The organism is Streptomyces sp. NPDC048507 (genome assembly GCF_043199995.1).
Classification (GTDB): domain Bacteria; phylum Actinomycetota; class Actinomycetes; order Streptomycetales; family Streptomycetaceae; genus Streptomyces.
In genome coordinates, this window is the sequence record NZ_JBICWZ010000021.1 from 19,224 (window position 1) to 37,911 (window position 18,688).

Sequence of the window (18,688 nt, forward strand, 5' to 3'; positions counted from 1 at the left end):
CGGGCAGGCACGATCCGCGACCGGCGGGACGGCGTCGGCCCGTTCCTGAACAGTTCTTCAGCCGGCTTCAGGGACGGTTCAGGAACGGGATCAAGGATTGGGGCCATCGCCGCCGGAACCGCCCGACGGCCCACCCCCCGGAGGTACCCGTGTCCGTCCCGCGCCCTGTCACCGTTCGCCGCCCCAGGTCCGTCACCGTGACGGCGCTGTGCGCCGGTGCGCTCACGCTGGCCCTGACCGCCTGCGGCCAGGACTCCGATCGCGGCGTCGACACGGATCGGGCCGACAGCGCCCCCGTCGCCGCCTCGGCCCCGTCCACCGTGTCCTCCTCGCGCTCCGCCGAGTCCCCGTCCCCGTCCACCGCCGGCGTCCCCGTCGAGCGGGGCGGTCCGAAGGTCCCTCGTACTCAGGCCATGGCCACGGCCGAGCGGTCCGTGGCCGGCGGTCGGGTCACCGACGTCCGCCTGGAGAACGACAACGGGAACCAGGTCTGGAAGATCGACGTGATGACGGGCGACCCCCGGGTCCACAACGTGAAGGTCGACGCCGCCACCGGCGCCCTCCTGGGCGACCGCGCCGACCGGATGCCCGACCGGGCCCGCGAGTACCTGCGGATCCCGTTGGCCAAGCTCGACGCCGCCACCGTCGACCGGGAGGCCGCGGCCGCCTCCGCCCTCCGCAAGGCGGGCACCGGGTTCGTCTCCCGCTTGTCCATCCAGGGGACCGAGTCCCGCCCGCTGTGGCGGCTGCGGGTGACCGACGGCGCCACTCATCACCGCGTCGAGGTGGACGCCAAGAGCGGCGAGGTCACCCGTCACGTGGACCGGGACTCCGACGACGACCGCCCCGACCGCACGGCGTCCGCCGATACCGATCGCGGTGATGAGAAGTCCGGGCGTCCGTCCGCCGAGGAGATCCGCGAACGGTCCGGCAACTTCGGGCGGGACCACTACGACTGGTCCCGCCACGTCCCGCGCTGACCACACCAAACCGCCCACCACCACGCATTACCCGTCACCTCGCCAAGCCCCCAACAGGGAGAAATGCCCCAAAAGGGTAGAGTGACTGCAATGGATCGGCTCCTAATCATCGAGGACGAGGTCTCCCTCGCCTCCGTCCTGCGACGCGGCCTGGAGGCCGAGGGCTTCACGGTCGACGTGACCCACGACGGCGCCGCGGGCCTTGACCTGGTGCTCTCCGACGCCTACGACGCGATCCTCCTCGACGTCATGCTGCCCGGCATCGACGGCCACCGCATCTGCCGTGCGGCCCGAGCCGCCGGCCTGTGGACCCCGATCCTCATGCTCACCGCCCGCGACGGCGAGTACGACGAGGCCGAGGGCCTGGACGTGGGAGCCGACGACTACCTCGCCAAACCCTTCTCCTACCTGATCCTGCGCGCCCGGCTGCGCGCCCTGCTGCGCCGCCGGGCCGCCGGTCGCCCCGCCCCCCTCACCCTCGGCGACCTCCTCATCGAAACCCCCATCCGACGCTGCGTCCGCGCCGGCGTCACCATCCCCCTCACCGCCAAGGAATTCGACCTCCTCGCCGTCCTCGCCCGCCGCCCCGGCATCGCCGTGTCCAAGGGCGCCCTCCTCGAAGAGGTCTGGGACCTCCCCGCCGACAGCGACCCCAACATCGTCGAGGTCCACATCAGCGCCCTGCGCCGAAAACTCGACCAGCCCTTCCCCACCCGGCTCCTGCACACCGTGCGCGGCATCGGCTACCGCCTCACCCCCACGACCGACGCCGACCACACCGCCGCGCCGTGAAACGCCCGGCCCTCGGATCCGTCCGCGTCAAGACCACCCTCACCGCCGTCGCCGTCGTCACCCTCGCCCTCCTCGCCGCCTGCGCCGGCCTCCTCGGCGTCATCCACCACGGCCTCGTCGGCTCCGCCGAGGACACCGCCCTCACCCGCGCCCGAGCCGTGGCCGACAAGACCGCCCGAGGCCGACTCGTCGAACGCCTCTCCGTCCCCGACGGAGAGGACAGCCTCCTCCAGGTCGTCACCCACGACGGCCGCATCCTGGCCGCCGGCGACAACCTCACCGGACGCGGCCCCGTCGCCGACTTCGCCCCCACCGAAGACCACACCCACGCCGCCCGCGACATCGACCTCGCCCTGCCCCCCGACCCCACCCCCCGGCCCTTCCGCCTCGTCGCCCTCGCCGCCCGCGACATGGACGGCCGCGACGTCACTGTCTACGCCGGCACCAGCCTCAGCACCGCCCGCCACACGGAATCCCTCCTCCTGACCGCCATGGCCCCCGGCATCCCCCTGCTTCTCCTCCTGGTCGCCGCCGTCACCTGGCACTCCACCGGCCGCTCCCTGCGCCCCGTGGAAGCCATCCGCGCCGAGGTCGCCGAGATCACCGAACGCGACCTCGGCCGCCGCGTGCCCGTCCCGGCCACCCGCGACGAGATCGCCCGACTCGCCGGCACCATGAACGCCACCCTGGACCGCCTGGAACAGTCCATGGACCGCCAACGCCGCTTCGTCGCCGATGCCTCCCACGAACTCCGCAACCCCATCGCAGCCCTCCGCGCCCACGTCGAGATCGCCATCGCCCACCCCGACCTCCTGCAACCCCCAGACCTCCTCGACGACGTCATCCGCGTCCAACGCCTTGCCGACGACCTGCTCCTCCTCGCCCGCCTCGACGCCGGCGAACACACCCGACCCCAGCCCCTCGACCTCGCCGCCCGAGCCCGCGCCGTCGTCCGACGCCGCCCCGCGGGACGGGTGCCCATCACCCTGCAAGCCCCCGACCCCGCCCCCGTGCTCGGCCACCGCGACCGACTCGACCGGATCCTCGACAACCTGCTCGACAACGCACAACGCCACGCCCGCTCCACCGTGACGCTCACCGTGGAGACGACCCCGGACCAACGAACGGTGGTCCTGACCGTCCACGACGACGGCGCCGGCATCCCGGCCGCCGACCTGGAACAGGTCTTCACCCGCTTCACCCGACTCGACGCCGCACGCAGCCGCGACGCCGGCGGCGCCGGCCTCGGCCTGCCCATCGCCCGCGACATCGCCACCGCCCACGGCGGCACCCTCACCGCCCACCCCGGCCCCGGCGCCACCCTGGAACTCCGCCTCCCCCTCACCCCCCACCCCACCGACTGACCCCCTGCCAACCAGCCACCACCACAGGAAACCCCCGGCAACGCAGCGATCCCCGAGGGGCCGGCCCCGTCCGCCGGCTTGTGCCCGCTCCTCCACGACCGGGCACAAGCCGCCTGCGGCACAACCGACTTCGCGAGCAGCCCAGAGCCCCACGCCTGACACCCCCCACCATCGGCAGGCAGGACCCGGCCGGGTGACACAGCCCAGCCGGATCCGGTCCACGCGGGGGCACCGAAGTCGTCGTCGCACAGCACCCCCCAGCACCGTCCTACCCCCGGCCCCACCACAGCACCGGCAGGGCCCCGGCCCGCAGCAAGGAACGTGAGCGCCGAGGCGCGCCGCCTGCCAGTGTGGGTCGGCTATGCGCCGAGGTCGGCGTCCTCGTAGCGCTCGACGCAGCCGCCGCGCTCCGGGCACCAACTCACCGGGACCAGCCCGCCACAGGGCTGCCGCTCGCGCCCACCTCTCGCCCGGCACGGGAGGCACGCGGTGGCGCATCACCCCGCCCTCCGACCGGGCCGGTGGGGTGATGCCACTCAGGGCGGCGCGTTCGGGTCATGCCTCTGGACTCCGGGCGTTGACGCTACGGTCATTGCTCCCACTGGGTGCGGGTGATTTCGTATTCGACTTCGCCGTGCTCGGAGCCTTCGATCGGCTCCGGCCAGTCTCCGGTGAAGGTGCGGAGGAACGACAGGCCCGCCTTCTCCATCACACGCCGGGATCCCGCGTTGACCGTCATCGTGTTCGCGGTCACCTGCTCCACACCGAGGTCTGTGAATCCCTTGCGGATCAGGGCCCGTGATCCCTCGGTCGCGTAGCCCCTGCCCCACGCGGCTCTGTTCAGCCGGTAGCCGAGTTCCACCACCGCAGGGCTGTGGTCGTCCAGGGGGCGGAATTCGAACCACCCCAGGAAGACCCCGGTGTCCTTGGCCTGTGCGGCCCAGTATCCGCGGGTCCCGAAGCACGGGTAGTCGTGGAGAAGCCTCGGCAAGGTCTGGGCCCGAATCACTTCGCGGCTGGTGGGCTGGCCGCCGTTGATGAAGCGCATGACCTCCGGGTCGTTGTCCAGCGCGACCAGGGGATCGGCGTCGGTCTCGGTGAACGCGCGCAGCACGAGCCGAGTGGTCTCCAGAAAGATGTTCATGCCGCGATCTTCACCACCGGCGCCAGAGCCCGCCACCGGATATCCGCACCGGCCGGTGACGGGACGGTCGTTCACGCCGCTGGGACTTGCGGCTCAAGCTCGCCGCATACGGAACGGGCCCCGGCCCACACGAGGGCAATGAACCCTCGGGCACGGTCAGCAGCGCGCACCCGTTCCCTGCCCGGCTGCCAGGGCGGTGCAGCGGAGCCCGCTGCCGGGGTGCCACTCCGTCACCGGCTCAACGCGGTGGCCGTGTTCCGGACACCAGCTCACCGGACTCAGGCCGGCACAGTCGCACCGTTCGCACCCGCACCCGGGGGTGTCGCTGGCCGAGGCGACGGAGGCGGTTCCGAGGGTGAGAGCTGCCGCGCTGATGGAGACGGCAAAGCTACTTACCAAACGCTTGCACAACGTTCCCGTTCTGCCCAGATATGCCCTCGATCTCGGCGAGCTAAGGGCTGTCCCGTAAATGATCTTCGGGTCGCTCGGGCATGGTTGATCGCGGTGGAGCCCATTGGTCTATCCGGCGAGAGCGAGGTTGTGCATCCGGGCGATGCCGAGCATCGCGTGGTGGACGCCGTCGCCCTTGAGGCGGCAGTCGCGGAGGATCTTCCAGGTCTTCATACGGGCGAAGACGTGCTCGACCCGGGCCCGAACCTGCTTGTGGGATCGGTTGTGCTCGTCTTTCCAGTCCGGCAGTTCGGTCTGGCCGCGCTCGCGTCGGTGCGGGATGACGAGTCCGGTGCCCGGGTAGCCGCCGTCGGCGATCACGAGAGTCTTGCCGACGGCAGCCTTCACGCCGGATTCCGCCCATGCCTTGCAGTCGTTGCGGTTCCCGGCGAGGGGTCGGCCGACCACGACGATCCGCCGGGTGTCGGCGTCGATGACGACCTGGTGGTTGGTGGAGTATCGGTAGTTCTTCGAACGTTCGGCGATGGTGTGGTCCCGGGTGGGAACCAGGGTCCCATCCACGATGAGTACGGCGTCCCTGGCGAAACGCTGACGAGGCTGGAGCGCGAGCATCGGCCCGCGGTGGTCGATGATCCGGTCCGCCGACGACTTGGACACCCCGAACAGCGGGGCGAGCTGGCGCATGGTCAGGTTCGTGCGCCAGTACGCGACCACCAGCAAGGCACGGTCCTCCAGTGGGAGGCTCCACGGCCGGCCCTTGCGGACCACATCCACACCCTCACGTCGCAGCACGGTCACCAGCTTCCCGAAGGCGCGAGGGCTCAACCCTGAGAACGGGGCCATCCAGGGCGGCTCCGACGCCGTGATCACACCAGTCACACCGTGATCGTTCCACCCGCGGGAGGCCGCGCGCGTCCTCTTCCACCCCAGTGCCAGCGGCCATTGGGCCTGTGCCTGCCGAGGCGGCCGGTCCAGAATGCTGCCGTGGCTGAAGACGAGCAGAACACCAAAGAAACGCGGTCATTCCTGACGTGCGTGACAGAGCTGGCCCAGCTCCTGGGCGTCGAAGACGTCGGTATGGAGCCGGGGGACCGGCATGCCCGCCACCTTGCCCATGCGATGCGTAAGCCCCTGCTCGAACGTCCAAGCCTGCCCAACGAGTGGTTCGCCCCACTGATGGCGGCAGCCGTATACGACCCGGATCCCAGCTTCTGCCGCTGGTTCATCGAGCCGGCTGTCTACGCATTCGGACGCCGCCGTGCGATGGCGGCGTTGGTCGACTACCTGCAGGTCGGCACGGATGCCGAGCGATCCGGTGCCGTGCGGGCCTGGTACAGCGCCCATGTGCCGTTGCGTGCAGATCGGTCTCCGGCGTACGGACCTGGCGGGGTACGTGATCCCGCACTGGACGAGTCGCAGGATGTCAAGACCGACTGGCTGGAGGCATCCCTGCGGGTGTTCGCCGAATCCACCGACCTGCTGATGCGCCATCGTGTCCTGCTGAACCTACCTACGTCCCGCACGGCATACCCAGCACAGCTACGCGAACTGCTTGAAACCACAGTCGCATCCGCCCGAGTCCATCCCGACCCGTACATCCGGCGCTGGGCCGCAGCAGCAGATTAGGAGGGAGGCTACGGCCGACTTCTGCCTCTCCTGGCAGTTGCGGGACAGCCCTTAGGCGAGCTCGGCCGAAGTGAGCGGGACGGCGGGCGCAGATAGTGCTGCGGAGGCGAGCGGCGCGGCAGCCACGAGAGAGACCGCGGCCACTACGGTGATTGCGCAGGTTCGCACACGAATATGCATTGAATTTTTCCTTGTGTAGAATTCCGGGGAAGGAGAATTGGGTACGAGTGGCATTCAGGCATGAATTCGGATATCCGAATCATCTCCCCCGCCCGAAAATAATGTTCGCTAAACCAGCCGGTCCTTCACTGCCCGCCATCCGGCCGCCCCCAGCCAGCCGGGTGGCTGCGCCCTCCGTCCACCCGGTGCGGTGACGCGTACCGCGATACCCGGAGCCGCCCGGGCGCGGCGTGGCCGAAGTCCTGCCTGGCGGGACCGGACGCCGCACCGGGATCTGGATCGGGTGCCCGCTGGTTGGGTCGCCTGGCACGATGTGGCTGTGCATGCTGATGATCAGGTTGGCGAGGGTGTCTCTGCGGACCTCGCGGTGCTTCTCAGGAGCGTTGACGACGGCCGTCCGGTGAAGATCGTCCCCTCCGTCTGCGGCGGATGTGGCGGGCGGGTGTTCCTCGTGCTCTTCGACGACGTCGAGGGCGGAGCCGCGCGGATGTGCGTTGCCTGCGGCGGTCGCGCGTTCATCGCGGACAGCGAGGAGTTCTGGGAGGACGCGGATCCCGGTGAGGCTGGGTGTCCGTGCGGAAGCCGTGAGTTCGAGACGGCCGTCGCGTTCTCGCTCGGCAACGATGGGATGGTCCGCTGGGTGACGGTGGCGCTGCGGTGTCGCAGGGATGGGGCTGTGGGGGTGTGTGCCGACTGGAAGATCGACTACGGCCCCACGGACCACCTCCTGACCATGGCCTAGGCGCGTTGACCACGAGCGTTGTTGCCGGCGGTGGTCGGTTCAGGTGTGGAGGTGGTTGCGTTCGCCGTTGTGGTCGAGGATGACCAGGATTTCGGCGGGGCCGCGGTCGCTGCGCAGGGCGTGGGGGGTCATGGTGGAGAAGGACGCGGCCTGGCCGGTCTCGACGCGGATGACGCGCTCGCCCAGGTAGAGGACGACCGTGCCGGACAGGACGGTGAACCAGTCCCGTCCCGGGTGGACGCCCAGGTCGTCGGGGGTGACGTCGCCCGCCTGGTCCGTGATGCGCATTTTGGCGACGGTCAGCCCCTGGGGGCCGGCGTCCTTGGTGAGGAGCCAGGTCGTCAGGCCCCGGGCTTCATCGCGGTCGGGGCGGATGACGACATCGGAGTCGTCGGGGGACTCGACGAGCTCGTCGAGGGACCTGTCCAGCGCCGCGGAGATGGCGGTGAGATGGTCGAGGCTGATGCGGCGGTGGCCGGTCTCGATGCGGCTGAGCTGCGAGGGACTGATACCCGCACGCTCCGCGAGGCTGCCCAGTGACCAGCCGCGCGCCTTGCGCAGGGACCTGATCCGCATCCTGACGGTGGCATCCAATGTCGATTCTTGCTCCACCGGCAAGAGTCTATGACGTGAAGGCAATGGTCGTCTTACCGTCGACTCATGAACACACACCATCACCATCACGGCGATATCGGACACGAGCCGGCGAGTGGTTCCGACATCGCGATGGCACAGCTGCTGGAACTGGACGCCGAAGTGCTGGCCTCCTACCTCGCGGAGCTGACCGGCAGGCTCGCCGCGCTCGCCCACTCCGCCCCGGCCCGGATCCTGGACCTGGGCAGCGGTCCCGGCACCGGCAGCCTCGCCCTCGCCCTCGCCCACCGGTTCCCCACGGCGGCGGTGACGGCGGTGGACATCTCCGCGACGATGCTGCACCGCCTGCTCGAGCAGGCCGCCGCACGCGGTCTCGCGGACCGGATCACCACCCTGGAGGCGAACCTCGACGAACCCTGGGACGGGATCGCGGACCGAGGCCCCTACGACCTGGTCTGGGCCGCCGCGTTCCTGCACCACGTGGTCGACCCGGCTCGAACCCTCGCCCAGGCGTTCGAGCAGCTGCGGCCGGGCGGACTCCTCGCGGTGGCCGAGATGGACTTCTTCCCCCTGTTCCTGCCCGAGGACACCGGTATCGGCCGACCCGGCCTGGAGGCCCGCCTGCACGCCGCTACGAACACCCAGCCGCCCCACGCAGATCCGTCTCGACCCCGCCCGGGCGGGACCGGCCCTGAACGACTACGCCCGGATCTGCCTGGCCAAGCTGCGCTCCCACGCCACCGACGCCCTCGACGCGGACGATCTGGCCGCCTGGGACACCCTGCTGGACGAAGCGCAGCCGCTCGCCCTCGCGCACCGCGACGACTTGACCGTGGGCACCACCCGCACCACCTGGATCGCCCGCCGCCCCTGAGCCGCAGGGAAGCCGCGCCTGGCCCGGCCCCCGCCACCGCCACCGCGCCCCTGGCACGTCCTCGTTGATCCGGAGTTCGTCGTGAGTGCCGCATCCGGGACGGCTCCGCGTGCACACGGACCACCGGGCGGAGCAGGCGGCCGTGTGCCTTCCCGCTCGGGTGCCGCAGTGCGGAGCGTCGTCGTGCGGGCGTGCGAGAATCGCCCTTTGATCCGGGAGCCGGGGGGGCCGTGATGTACGTACGCACGAGGTGGTCGGCGGTGGTGACGGTGGCGGCTGTCGCGGCGGCGCTGGCGCTCGCGGGGTGCTCCACCAAGGACGGGGCGGCCCCGGCCTCGTCATCGGGATCCGGTGCGGCCGCCGGGAAGACGGCACCCGGGGTGGCTGGCTCGGTCCTCGGCCGGGACGTCGTGGACGGGGATGTCCGCAAGGCCATCGTCGAGGCGGGCCTGGATCCCGCGAAGGGGATGACCACTACCACGCGCAATGGTCGGAAGCGCCCGGACGCGGTCGACTGGCTGGCGGTCGTGAGTACGGCCGAAGCCGGGCAGGTGCTCCCCAAGACGGGGGCGGCGTTGGAGCGCGCCGGCTGGAAGCCGGACCGTGTGGAGGGGACCCTCCTGACCTACCGCAAGGCGGGCTGGAGCCTGTTGGCCTCATGCGTGCCCGGCGGCGGGGAGATGCCCCATGTCCCCGAGGACAGCAGCATGATCCAGCTGTACGCCCACCGGCTCGACGGGGCCGAGGGCTGACACCAGTCGACCGGTCGCGAATTGCCTAGCGGCGCGGGGAAGGGGCGGGATGGAGGAGCGTACGGTGCCCGAAGCGAAGGACGGACCGTTCCTCCCGATGACCGACATCGCCCGGACCGCGGGATCGAGCAGGGACCGGGCATGCCATCTTCCACCCTGGACGGAGCGGATCTGGCGGTCCGCTTCCTGACCGGTCACGGAGTGCCGCCGGACCGGACGGCGATCGTGTGGGACGCGATCGCCCTGCGGGCTTCGGCCTGGGGGGGGCGGACCTGATGCGCTGCCGGACGGCTACACGCGGAACGCGTCCATCGCTTCCTGCCACGGCGCCAGGCGCCGGCCAAGCCGGCCAAGGCACCGCCCTTCACGATGGCGGGCGCCCAGCTGGCCGGAAGTGGCGCGCTCGTCGGGTTGGAACGACCACGACGGCTCGGCTGTCGGTGTTCGTTGATACAAGTGGGTGATGCATGACTTCAGCGACTCCAGCGACTTCCGTGATCTCAACTTCAAGCTCCTCGTCGTCGAGAAGCTCATGTACGGGGACCGGACGCTCGCCCCCGCGTTCCGCCTGCGGGAGCACATGCGGGCGCGCGGCGTCGAGGACCTCGACGCCCACGTCGAGGCACACGACCTGGAGTACACGGTGCTGGACGAGGCCCGCGCCTACTTCGAGGCGTTGGAGATCCCGGCCGCCCTGCTGGCCACGGTGGAGGAGCTGGCCTTCGACGGCGGGCACCAGGTCTACATGGAGTGCGCCCCGGTGTGGGACGGCGAGGACGACCTCTTCGACGTCCGCTCCCTCGCGGACCTGGACCTCGTCCCGAACCTCAGGCTCTTCACGGGCGGCCAGGCCCTGGAGTTCATGCTTCCCGGCGCCCTGGAAACCCTGTCGGCCAGAGGCATCGCCACCCGCCACTAGAACGCGTCCCACGGACCCGTCGGGGTCAGGCACGCGTACGGGCGGCCTGCGGGCGGGGGTCGATCGGGGTGAGGACGCCGAGCCGGTCCTCGACGGCCTGCGCGGCTGCCAGGCACAGGTCCTCGCGGAACGCCCGCCCGACGATCTGGACTCCGGACGGCAGCCCGCCGGCCACCCCCGTCGGCACGGCCACGGCGGGCACGCCGACGAAGCTGGTCACCGAACACAGGCGCATGGCGTTGGCGACGAGATCACGGCCCGCCCGGTCGCGGGACTCCAGGCCCGGTTCGACCTGCGGTTCGGTGAACACCGGGCCGAGCAGCAGCGGGTACGCCTCCAGGAACTCGGCCCACGAGCGGCGGATGTTCAGCCAGGTGCCCATCAGCCGCACCAGCTCGTCGGCGTTCGCGGGCGGGGTCTTTTCCATGGCCATCGCGATGTAGCGGTCCCCGCCCGGGCCGAGCAGCCGGCGCACCAGCGGCCAGGCCGGTGCGAACTCGGTGACCGTGAGCCGCTCGTAGGCTTCGAGTGCCTCGTCCGGGCGCGGGACGTCGGCGACCTCCCGTACGTCGTACCCAGCGTCCCGCAGGGCGGCGGCCGCGCTCTCGACGGCCGCGCGGACCGTGGGATGGACGCCGTGTCCGCCGGGGTCCGCCACGACCGCGACCTTCACCGGTCCGGTGAGGCGTTCTCCGTAGAGGGGCACGGGCACGGCCGCCGGGTCGCGCGGATCGGTCCCGGCCAGTACCTCGTACGCGCACCGCAGGTCCGCGACGCTGCGGGCCAGCGGGCCGTCGGTGACCAGCATCTGGGACGCCGGGCCCGGGTCGTCCGGGCCGAGGACGCGGCGGTCCGCCGGGAAGCGCCCGGTGGTCGGCTTCAGCGCGGCCACCCCGCAGAACTGGGCGGGGATGCGCACCGATCCCCCGGAGTCGTTGCCGAGCCCGAACGCCGCCATGCCGGTGGCGACGGCCACCCCGTCGCCCCCGCTGCTGCCGCCGGGGGTCCGGGCGGGGTCCCAGGGGTTGACGGTGTCGCCGTACAGATCGCTGCGGGTGTGCATCCCGGCGAGGATGAGGGTGGGGAGGTTGCTGTGGCCGATGGGGATGGCCCCGGCGGCGCGTAGCCGCGCCACCGGGAGCGCGTCTGCCGGTGCGACGACATCCCGGAAGCGTGCGACCCCGAAGGTGGTCGCGACACCTTCGACGGGGGTGCTCTCCTTCACCGTGAACGGCACGCCCGCGAGCGGCCCGAGCAGTTCTCCGGCGGCTCGGCGGCGGTCCGTCAGCGCGGCGGCCGTTCGTGCGCGCTCCGCCATGAGCTGGGTGATGGCGTTCACCCGTGGGTTGACCTCGGCGATGCGCTCCAGGTGGCTGTCGACCAGTTCGGCGGCCGAGATCTCCCCGGCGCGCACCGCCTCGGCCTGGGCTCCGGCCGGCATCCTCCACAGGGCGTCCCGCACGGCACGCCTCCTTCCTCTCGGGCATCACGTTCCGATGCGACTGCATCGGAACTCTAACCCGGAAACCGATGCGCCCGCATCGGATAAACTCCGCATCCAGATCCGGCACCCGACGAGGGACCGGCCCCAGGGAGGCGGACGGGCATGCCCCGACAGGTGGATCACGCGAACCGGCGCCGGCTGATCGCCGAGGCCGTCTGCGAACTCGCGGACGAGCACGGGCTGGAGGGCGTGAGCCTGCGCGACGTCGCCGTCCGCGCGCAGGTGTCGATGGGCGCGGTGCAGCGCTGCTTCCGCACCAAGGAAGAGATGCTCGTGTTCGCGCTCGCGCACATCGGCGAGCGGATCGGCCGCCGGGTCCAGGCCCGCCTCGTCAGAAGCCCCGCGCAGTCGGCCGCCAGCGCCCTGGGGCACGCGGCCACGGAAGTCGCCCTCCTGCGGGAGGAGCACCGCGCCGAGGCCCGGGTCTGGCTCGCGTTCCTCGCCCAGGCCGCGGTCAGCGAGGCCCTGGCCAGCCCGCTGAAGGCGAGCTACGCCGCGCTGGAGGAGGCCTTCGCCCGGCTCGTCGAAGAGGTCGGCGCAGGCGCTGCCCGCGCCGTCCCCCTGGACCCGCGGCGGGAGGCCCGTACCCTCCTCGCCCTCGCGGACGGCCTCACGGCGCACGTGCTGATCGGGCACCTCACCGCCGACGCCGCGCAGGACGTCCTCGATGCCCACCTGACCGCCCTCTTCGAGGGCTAGGCCGTTCTTGGCGAATGCTGCCTGGCTGACCAGGTGGAGATGGCGGCGAGGTGGAGTCCGGCCAGGTAGATCGTAGATCGTGGCGGTCTTGTCGTAGCGGGTGGCGAGGCCCAGATCTGTTTGAGCTTGTTGGTGCGCCGTGACCCGAACTCGGGCAATCCGTCAAGGCCCGCAAGCCGGAGCCCCGTTCGGCGGGCCCGGACGGCGTGCCGGTGGGCGCGGACGAGGTGCCCTTCCACGAGCCGAAGTGTTCGGGCAGGTCCATCCACGGGGTGCGGTGCGGTACTTGAACGCGATCGCGTCGATCACCTGGCGGTGATCCCGGCACTGCACACCACACCGGTACGAACGGCTGGGGTACGGGTTGGTCGGACCCGGCCTTGGGACGCTCAATCGTCAGGTGTTCCGGCCGCGCAGGCTTCCGCCTCCTGCGCAAACGCGTTCTGCTCGCGCGAAAGGGCCGGGAGCCAGTGGGGTCTACTCAGGACTCCGATCGCGAGCCACGCATACGGCTGCCGCCTGGCCGCCTCTTACTCCCACTGGTTCGGCCCTGGGGCCTCGGGTGCCCCGGCGACACCTGTTGAAGCGACCGGGCGAGCATGACACGTCCTGGGCGACATGCCGAGCGCCACGGTCAGCCGTAACGCACAGTTCACGATGCACAGAGCCTGGGCCGAGGTTCCGGGAGTGAGCAGTCCCTGTCGGTCGGCTAGAAGATGCCGGTGATGAGGTGATGCGTGAGGCTTTCGACGATCTCGCGCAGCCACGGGCTGCGGACGGCCGGCAGTCGGACCAAGGCGCGCCGGAACGCTTCCGGGTCGGCGCGGAACAGATGACGGGGGTGCGGCGCCGGCGGGTCGAAGTCGTCGCGGAGGGCTCCGTCGGGCATCGTGCCGGATGTGGGGACGGGCAGCTCCGCCCCGGGGTTGGCCAGCCGTAGCCATATTCCGAACGGCAGCGGCACCAGGTACCGTGCCGGGCCGGCCGGGGCCCAGGTCTCCCCCGTCTGCGGATGGGACGGCACGAGGAGCATGGAGGCGCCTGCGCTGGGAGCCGGCAGCCCCGGTCCGGCCAGGACGGCGTACCGCGCCGGCGGACCCGCGGGCAACAGGGCGTCGAGCGCGCGCTGGAAGACCTGCCCGGCCAAGCCCTGCGGGACGATCACTGGTTGGCCGTCCGAAGCCGCCAGCAGGTGGGCGAGTGCCTGCCCCGCGGCGGCCTCCCACCGGGGGCTCCACGACCACGCGTAGTGGGTCCACTGGGCCACCGCCGTCCGTGACCCCCAGTCGGCGGTCGGCTCGAAGGGGGGCGTGCCCTTTCCGTCCGCCATCAGCTCTGACCAGGAGGGCGGCGCGGCGCCGGCGCCGTCGAGGGGAAGGCGGCGTACGGCGTTCGGGGCGAGCCACATCGCCTGCCAGAGCGAGCAGTCGTCGATCCGGCTCGCTACGGGCAGGGCGCATGCGCCGCAGGCCACGTTCGGGCCGGCCTCGCCGTCCAGGCCACAGCAGTAGCCGCCTCCGCCGTTTCCCGGGATCAGCACCGTGCCGCAGGCGTCGCCCGGCGCGATGACGACCGCGCCGGGCGCGCCGTCGGAGAGGCCGCGCACCGGCGCGTAGACACCGCGGGCGGCCGCCTCGTCGGGAGGGATCTCCTCCCACCTCCGCCACGGTGGCCCCCAGGGTTCCGGTTCCACGGCGAACGTGCCCGACTCCATGAGCACCGGGAGTTGGACCCCGTTCCCGTACTTCTGGTGAGCGTGGACCGGCAGCGCGACCTGGGACAGCGGGATGGTCAGCCCGGCGTCACAGTTAGCGCAGACGAAGACGAACAAGCATCCTCCGTAAGCCAAACGGAGAGCATCGTCGCAGCTCAGCGGCGCACCCGCCAACGTGTTTTGCACCTCCGCGCGCTCGCCTGCCTCGGAGTGGACCGGGCGCGGCAGGGCGGGCCGGGGCGCGCGTGGGGGTGGGTTTACAGGCCGGAGCCGCCTGTTGCGTCGATGACCCGGCCGGTCACCCAGCGGGCGTCGTGCGAGGCGAGGAAGGCCACGACGTCGGCCACGTCGTGGGGTTGTCCGACCCGGCCCAGTGCCGCAAGGGAGGCCGCGTGGGCCTCGGCCTGCGCATTGCCGCGCAGCCAGCCCGCGTTGACATCGGTGTCGATGATTCCGGGCGCGACCGAGTTGGCCGTGATGCCGCGGGGGCCCAGGCTCTTGGCGAGGTTGAGCGTGAAGTTGTCGAGGGCGCTCTTGGTGGCGCCGTAGGCGATGGCTTCCGGCATGGCGAGGTGGGCCGCGCCGCTGGAGACGTTGATGATCCGCCCGCCGTCGCGCAGCCGCTTCAGGCCTTCCTGGACGATGAAGAACGGTGCCCTGACGTTCACCGCGAAGACCTCGTCGAAGCCTTCCTCCGTCAAAGCGGGCAGGTCCGCGCTGCGGGCGATGCCGGCGTTGTTGACGATGATGTCGACCCCACCGCCCGGGGCGTGCTCGACGACGCGTGCGTCGAACGCCTCCCACAGGTGGGCCGCGTCGCCGTGCCGGCCCAGCCCGGCGCGCAGTGCGAGCGCCCGGCCGCCGTCCTTCCCGATGCGCTCGACCACCTCGCGTGCGGCCGTCTCGTCACTCGCGTAGGTGAGGACGACGAGGGCACCGTCCGCGGCGAGGCGCTCCGCGATGGCGCGGCCGATACCCCTGCTGCCGCCGGTGACCAGCGCGGTCTTGTCCTGAAGTCGCTGCGTTCCCATGGTGGTTGCCCGCCCTCTTATTTGTTGGTGGATCGATCAAGAAAGAACGTAGCACAATTTGTTGAGCGACCGCTCTAGAATTGCGGGTATGAGTGAGACACCCGCGAAGCGAGGACGACCGCGTACCTTCGACCGCGCCGCCGCCCTGGCCGCGGCCACCCTGCTGTTCTGGGAACGCGGCTACGAAGGAACCTCCATTGGCGAGCTGACGGAGGTGATGGGGATCAGGTCCGGAAGCCTCTACGCGGCGTTCGGGGACAAGACGTCCCTGTTCAGGGAGGTCGTGAGCAGTTACGGTGAGTCCCCCTACGGCGCCTTCGCCGGCGTCGCCCTGGCGCAGGAACCCACGGCCTACGGCGCGTGCGCCCGCCTCCTGCGCGAAGCCGCCGTCGTCTTCCCCGACCCGTCCCACCCCGCCGGATGCCTGACGATCTGCGCGGCTGCCAACGTCGCACCGCAGGACACCGAGGTGGCGGAGTTCCTCCGCGTGCTGCGCAACGACAACCTGGCGGCGCTGGAAGAGCGCCTGCGCCGGGCGCAGGAGGAGGGCGAGCTCCCGCCAGGCGCCAGCCCCGCCGCGCTGGCCGCGTACGTGGCCACCGTCTTCCAGGGCATGTCGCAACGCGCGCGGGACGGCGCCACCGCGGTCGAGCTGACGGAGACGGCCGAACTGGCGCTCACGGCGTGGCCGACACGCTGAACGCCGCGGCCACGTAAGGCCCGAGGCGGGGCGGCCGGCCGGCAGGAGCTCTCATCGGGCGGATCGAGCGCTCCCGGTCCGCCCGAGCGCGCGGCGAGTGCCCGCGGCCGGCGGGTGCGCAATGCGGCGGGGCAGCCCTGCGGCCACGCGGTCCCCCGGTGGTGGGCACACCGGTTCCGGTCCCGGCCCCTCGCCCGGCTCACCGACGAGGTGACGACAACAGACGCACAGGCCCGCCCGTACCGGCAAGCGCGCGGTCGGGCGGCAGTACGCCGGCCAACAGCACGGTGGACGCGCTCCCACGAAGGGCCGCCGGACGGGCTGATCCGTTCATGGGACACGACTTGCCGCGATGACGCAGGTCCACCGAGCCGGTGTCGCGGGCTCTGTCTTCTCCCCACCGTGCACGCCTCAGCGCGGAGAGCGACGGGTGTGCGGTACGGGGTCGTCCCGATCAGCAGCCGTACCAGTTGGTCCACGTTCCTTCGCCATCGAAGGAGTTGCACCAGTGGCCGCCGTCCCCGCCGAGGACCTGCACGGTGGGATTCCCGCCGGCGAACCGACCCCAGACTCCGTCCTGGACGTCGTGGCTGTTGCTCAGGGTCCCCCAGGTGGACCAGGGCCCGTCTGCCCGGGACCGGTGGCTGTGCCGGATCTGGCGGTCGCTACCGATCAGCGCGAACTCGTACCGCCCCGCGGGCCAGTCCGGGCGCATTGCCTCGGAACCGGACAGCTTCACCGCGGTGGCAGGGCCGTTCCCCGTGAAGTGGACGGTGCGGCCCGCGCTGGCAACTCCGTGAGACCGGTGCTCCGGCGTGCGCCGGTCGCGCCCTTCTTCCCCGAGCGGGGCCCGCGCCGCCGTCGGCTTCCGGTGGCACCGGGCTCGACGCGCGCGGCTCACTCCCCCGGTGCGCCGGGCCGGGGGGAGTCCTCGGTGGAGTAGCCGCGCAGGAGCTCCCGCTCGGCGTCCCGGTGCGGGAACTTGAGGAAGACCAGCAGCGCGCCCAGGCCGATGGCGGCCAGGCCCACGGTGTACGCCCGGTCGTCGCCGTGCAGGAACGACTGGCGTGCTGCCGCGACGATCTGGTGGGCGTACTGGGGGTGCTGCTGGGCGACCTGCTCGGCTGAGGAGAACGACTTCGTCAGCTCGCTCTGGACCTGGTCCGACACGGCCCTGCTCTCGGCGGAGGAGGCGATCGCCGCGCTGAAGGCGGAGGCGTAGCCGGCGGTGAGGAGCACGCCCATGAAGGACTGCATGACGGCTCCGCCGAGGTCGCGTTGCAGGTCGGCGGTTCCCGAGGCCATGCCGGCCCGCCGCACGGGCACCGAGCCGGTCAGCGAGTGGGACGCGGGTGTCCCGGCGAGGCCGGCGCCGATGCCGATGAGCACGTAGGCGAGGCCGATCTGCCAGTAGCCGCTGTGCTCGCCCCAGAACAGCAGCATCCAGGCGAAGGCGAGGAAGAGGAACGCGTAGCCGATCAGCAGGGTGGTGCGGGCGCCGCGCGTCTCGACGAGCTTCGCGGACCGCGGTGCCACGAGCACGATCATCACGACGAGGGGGAGGATGGCGGCGCCGGCCTCGACGGGGTTGTAGCCGAGCACGTTCTGCAGGTACTGCTGGCTGATGAACGCCGACCCCATCATCGAGCCGTACACGATGATTCCCGCGCAGGCGGCGACCCAGAACGTGCGCCGGCCCGCGATGTGGAGGTCGTACAGCGGGTTGGGGGCCCGGCGCTGGCGCCGGAAGAACGCCGCTCCGGAGGCCAGGGCGATCACGCCGAGGCCGACGGCCACGGTCCCCTGGCGGGGGACGGCGGCGAAATTGATCGCCAGCACCAGCCCCGCGATCAGGAGGACGGACAGGACGCCGCCGAGGTCGTCCACCGGTTCGGCCGACTCGTTGGCGTGCGCGGGGACGAACAGCAGGGCCATGACCAGCGCGACCACCGCGAGGGGCAGGGTGACCAGGAACACCGAGCCCCAGTAGAAGCGTTCGAGCAGCGCGCCCGCGACCACCGGCCCGAGCATGGAGATCCCGCCGCCCAGGGCCGACCACAGGGCGATCGACTTGGTCCGCCCGGGCCCCGACCACAGGGCGGTGATCAGGGCCAGGGTGGTCGGGTAGGCCATCCCGGCCGACAGCCCGCCGAGGACCCGGGCCGCCACGAGGACGGCGTCGCTCGGCGCGTAGGCGGCGAGCAGGCAGGCGGGGACGGACAGGGCGATGCCGAGGAGCAGCAGGAGCTTGCGCCCGTGACGGTCGCCGACGGCACCCAGGTAGAGGACCGAAGCGGCCAGGCCGAGGGAGTACCCCACGGCGACCATGTTCAGCGCGGTCTGGGAGGAGTCGAAGGCCTTCCCGATCGCGGGCAGCGCCACGTTGGCCACCGACAGGTTCAGGTTGGCCACTGCGGCGACGATGATCAGGGATGCCAGGACGAGCGACGCACGCGCCGGGGCCTCGGGCGGAACGTCGAGGTGGGGCGCGCCGCTTGTCGACATGGAACCTCCGGGGCGGGTTGGGGCTTGGCGAGAGTCTTGCCCGACGCGCCGTGCCGAACGGTGCCCCACGGCGGTGACACGCCCACCGGCTCGCCCGGCTGCATCACCCGCCGCCGTGGGATCGCCGTACGGAGACGAGACGCGCCGCTTGACGGCA

19 protein-coding genes are annotated in these 18,688 nt (G+C 71.5%); 11 read left to right on the forward strand and 8 right to left on the reverse strand.

All coding sequences use genetic code 11. The features are described 5' to 3' along the window. Positions 1-197 precede the first annotated feature (197 nt). The 3 genes from ACGFXC_RS33590 (at position 198) to ACGFXC_RS33600 (ending at position 3,136) form a co-directional block, all read left to right on the forward strand. Positions 198-980 carry a PepSY domain-containing protein gene (locus tag ACGFXC_RS33590; protein WP_393718682.1) on the forward strand — a complete coding sequence of 261 codons (783 nt, stop codon included), beginning with the start codon at positions 198-200 and terminating at the stop codon, positions 978-980. Between the two features lie 90 nt (positions 981-1,070). After that, a complete protein-coding gene (locus ACGFXC_RS33595; RefSeq protein ID WP_393718683.1) occupies positions 1,071-1,772 on the forward strand; it encodes a response regulator transcription factor in 702 nt (233 codons plus the stop codon). Then, positions 1,769-3,136, forward strand: a complete 1,368-nt coding sequence (locus tag ACGFXC_RS33600; protein ID WP_393718684.1) for a sensor histidine kinase — start codon at positions 1,769-1,771, stop codon at positions 3,134-3,136. The genes ACGFXC_RS33595 and ACGFXC_RS33600 overlap by 4 nt, the downstream gene beginning before the upstream one ends. A 589-nt stretch (positions 3,137-3,725) precedes the next feature. Here ACGFXC_RS33600 and ACGFXC_RS33605 read toward each other — a convergent pair. Together ACGFXC_RS33605 and ACGFXC_RS33610 are read right to left on the reverse strand one after the other, a co-directional pair. Continuing rightward, the gene (locus tag ACGFXC_RS33605; protein ID WP_393718685.1) at positions 3,726-4,280 is read right to left on the reverse strand and encodes a GNAT family N-acetyltransferase; all 555 of its coding nucleotides are present in this window, start codon (positions 4,278-4,280) and stop codon (positions 3,726-3,728) included. Positions 4,281-4,799: 519 nt separating this feature from the next. Next, positions 4,800-5,570 carry a transposase gene (locus ACGFXC_RS33610; protein ID WP_393718686.1) on the reverse strand — a complete coding sequence of 257 codons (771 nt, stop codon included), beginning with the start codon at positions 5,568-5,570 and terminating at the stop codon, positions 4,800-4,802. 105 nt (positions 5,571-5,675) lie between these two features. Between ACGFXC_RS33610 and ACGFXC_RS33615 the strand changes: the two genes are divergently transcribed. Together ACGFXC_RS33615 and ACGFXC_RS33620 are read left to right on the forward strand one after the other, a co-directional pair. Then, a complete protein-coding gene (locus ACGFXC_RS33615; protein ID WP_393718687.1) occupies positions 5,676-6,317 on the forward strand; it encodes a hypothetical protein in 642 nt (213 codons plus the stop codon). A 499-nt stretch (positions 6,318-6,816) separates the two neighbouring features. Beyond that, entirely contained in the window at positions 6,817-7,239 is a 423-nt protein-coding gene (locus tag ACGFXC_RS33620; RefSeq protein ID WP_393718688.1) for a hypothetical protein, read from the forward strand. A 39-nt stretch (positions 7,240-7,278) separates the two neighbouring features. On the opposite strand, the gene ACGFXC_RS33625 is transcribed toward ACGFXC_RS33620, so the two are convergent. Then, positions 7,279-7,815: a helix-turn-helix domain-containing protein gene (locus ACGFXC_RS33625; RefSeq protein ID WP_393718755.1), complete on the reverse strand. Its 537-nt coding sequence runs from the start codon at positions 7,813-7,815 to the stop codon at positions 7,279-7,281. Between the two features lie 84 nt (positions 7,816-7,899). Between ACGFXC_RS33625 and ACGFXC_RS33630 the strand changes: the two genes are divergently transcribed. The 4 genes from ACGFXC_RS33630 to ACGFXC_RS33645 all read left to right on the forward strand — a co-directional run bounded on the left by ACGFXC_RS33630 (position 7,900) and on the right by ACGFXC_RS33645 (position 10,378). Then, positions 7,900-8,775: a class I SAM-dependent methyltransferase gene (locus ACGFXC_RS33630; RefSeq protein ID WP_393718689.1), complete on the forward strand. Its 876-nt coding sequence runs from the start codon at positions 7,900-7,902 to the stop codon at positions 8,773-8,775. A gap of 165 nt (positions 8,776-8,940) precedes the next feature. Next, entirely contained in the window at positions 8,941-9,459 is a 519-nt protein-coding gene (locus tag ACGFXC_RS33635; RefSeq protein WP_393718690.1) for a hypothetical protein, read from the forward strand. Between the two features lie 141 nt (positions 9,460-9,600). Continuing rightward, complete coding sequence (locus ACGFXC_RS33640) at positions 9,601-9,735, forward strand: hypothetical protein (RefSeq protein ID WP_393718691.1); 135 nt, start codon at positions 9,601-9,603, stop codon at positions 9,733-9,735. A gap of 187 nt (positions 9,736-9,922) precedes the next feature. Next, on the forward strand, positions 9,923-10,378 hold the full coding sequence (locus ACGFXC_RS33645; RefSeq protein ID WP_393718692.1) for a DUF6892 domain-containing protein: 456 nt from the start codon (positions 9,923-9,925) through the stop codon (positions 10,376-10,378). A gap of 25 nt (positions 10,379-10,403) precedes the next feature. Here ACGFXC_RS33645 and ACGFXC_RS33650 read toward each other — a convergent pair whose 3' ends face one another. Then, the gene (locus ACGFXC_RS33650; protein WP_393718693.1) at positions 10,404-11,840 is read right to left on the reverse strand and encodes an amidase; all 1,437 of its coding nucleotides are present in this window, start codon (positions 11,838-11,840) and stop codon (positions 10,404-10,406) included. A gap of 144 nt (positions 11,841-11,984) precedes the next feature. Here ACGFXC_RS33650 and ACGFXC_RS33655 point away from each other — a divergent pair, with 144 nt between their 5' ends. Beyond that, complete coding sequence (locus ACGFXC_RS33655; RefSeq protein ID WP_393718694.1) at positions 11,985-12,581, forward strand: TetR/AcrR family transcriptional regulator; 597 nt, start codon at positions 11,985-11,987, stop codon at positions 12,579-12,581. Between the two features lie 709 nt (positions 12,582-13,290). On the opposite strand, the gene ACGFXC_RS33660 is transcribed toward ACGFXC_RS33655, so the two are convergent. Both ACGFXC_RS33660 and ACGFXC_RS33665 read right to left on the reverse strand, forming a co-directional pair. Continuing rightward, positions 13,291-14,412, reverse strand: a complete 1,122-nt coding sequence (locus tag ACGFXC_RS33660; RefSeq protein ID WP_393718695.1) for a hypothetical protein — start codon at positions 14,410-14,412, stop codon at positions 13,291-13,293. A 140-nt stretch (positions 14,413-14,552) separates the two neighbouring features. Next, positions 14,553-15,326 carry an SDR family oxidoreductase gene (locus tag ACGFXC_RS33665; RefSeq protein ID WP_393718696.1) on the reverse strand — a complete coding sequence of 258 codons (774 nt, stop codon included), beginning with the start codon at positions 15,324-15,326 and terminating at the stop codon, positions 14,553-14,555. Positions 15,327-15,414: 88 nt separating this feature from the next. On the opposite strand from ACGFXC_RS33665, the gene ACGFXC_RS33670 reads away from it, so the two are divergent. Continuing rightward, positions 15,415-16,026 carry a TetR/AcrR family transcriptional regulator gene (locus ACGFXC_RS33670; protein ID WP_393718697.1) on the forward strand — a complete coding sequence of 204 codons (612 nt, stop codon included), beginning with the start codon at positions 15,415-15,417 and terminating at the stop codon, positions 16,024-16,026. A 454-nt stretch (positions 16,027-16,480) separates the two neighbouring features. On the opposite strand, the gene ACGFXC_RS33675 is transcribed toward ACGFXC_RS33670, so the two are convergent. Together ACGFXC_RS33675 and ACGFXC_RS33680 are read right to left on the reverse strand one after the other, a co-directional pair. Beyond that, complete coding sequence (locus ACGFXC_RS33675; protein WP_393718698.1) at positions 16,481-16,741, reverse strand: hypothetical protein; 261 nt, start codon at positions 16,739-16,741, stop codon at positions 16,481-16,483. A gap of 182 nt (positions 16,742-16,923) precedes the next feature. Beyond that, on the reverse strand, positions 16,924-18,531 hold the full coding sequence (locus ACGFXC_RS33680; RefSeq protein WP_393718699.1) for an MFS transporter: 1,608 nt from the start codon (positions 18,529-18,531) through the stop codon (positions 16,924-16,926). Positions 18,532-18,688: the final 157 nt, after the last annotated feature.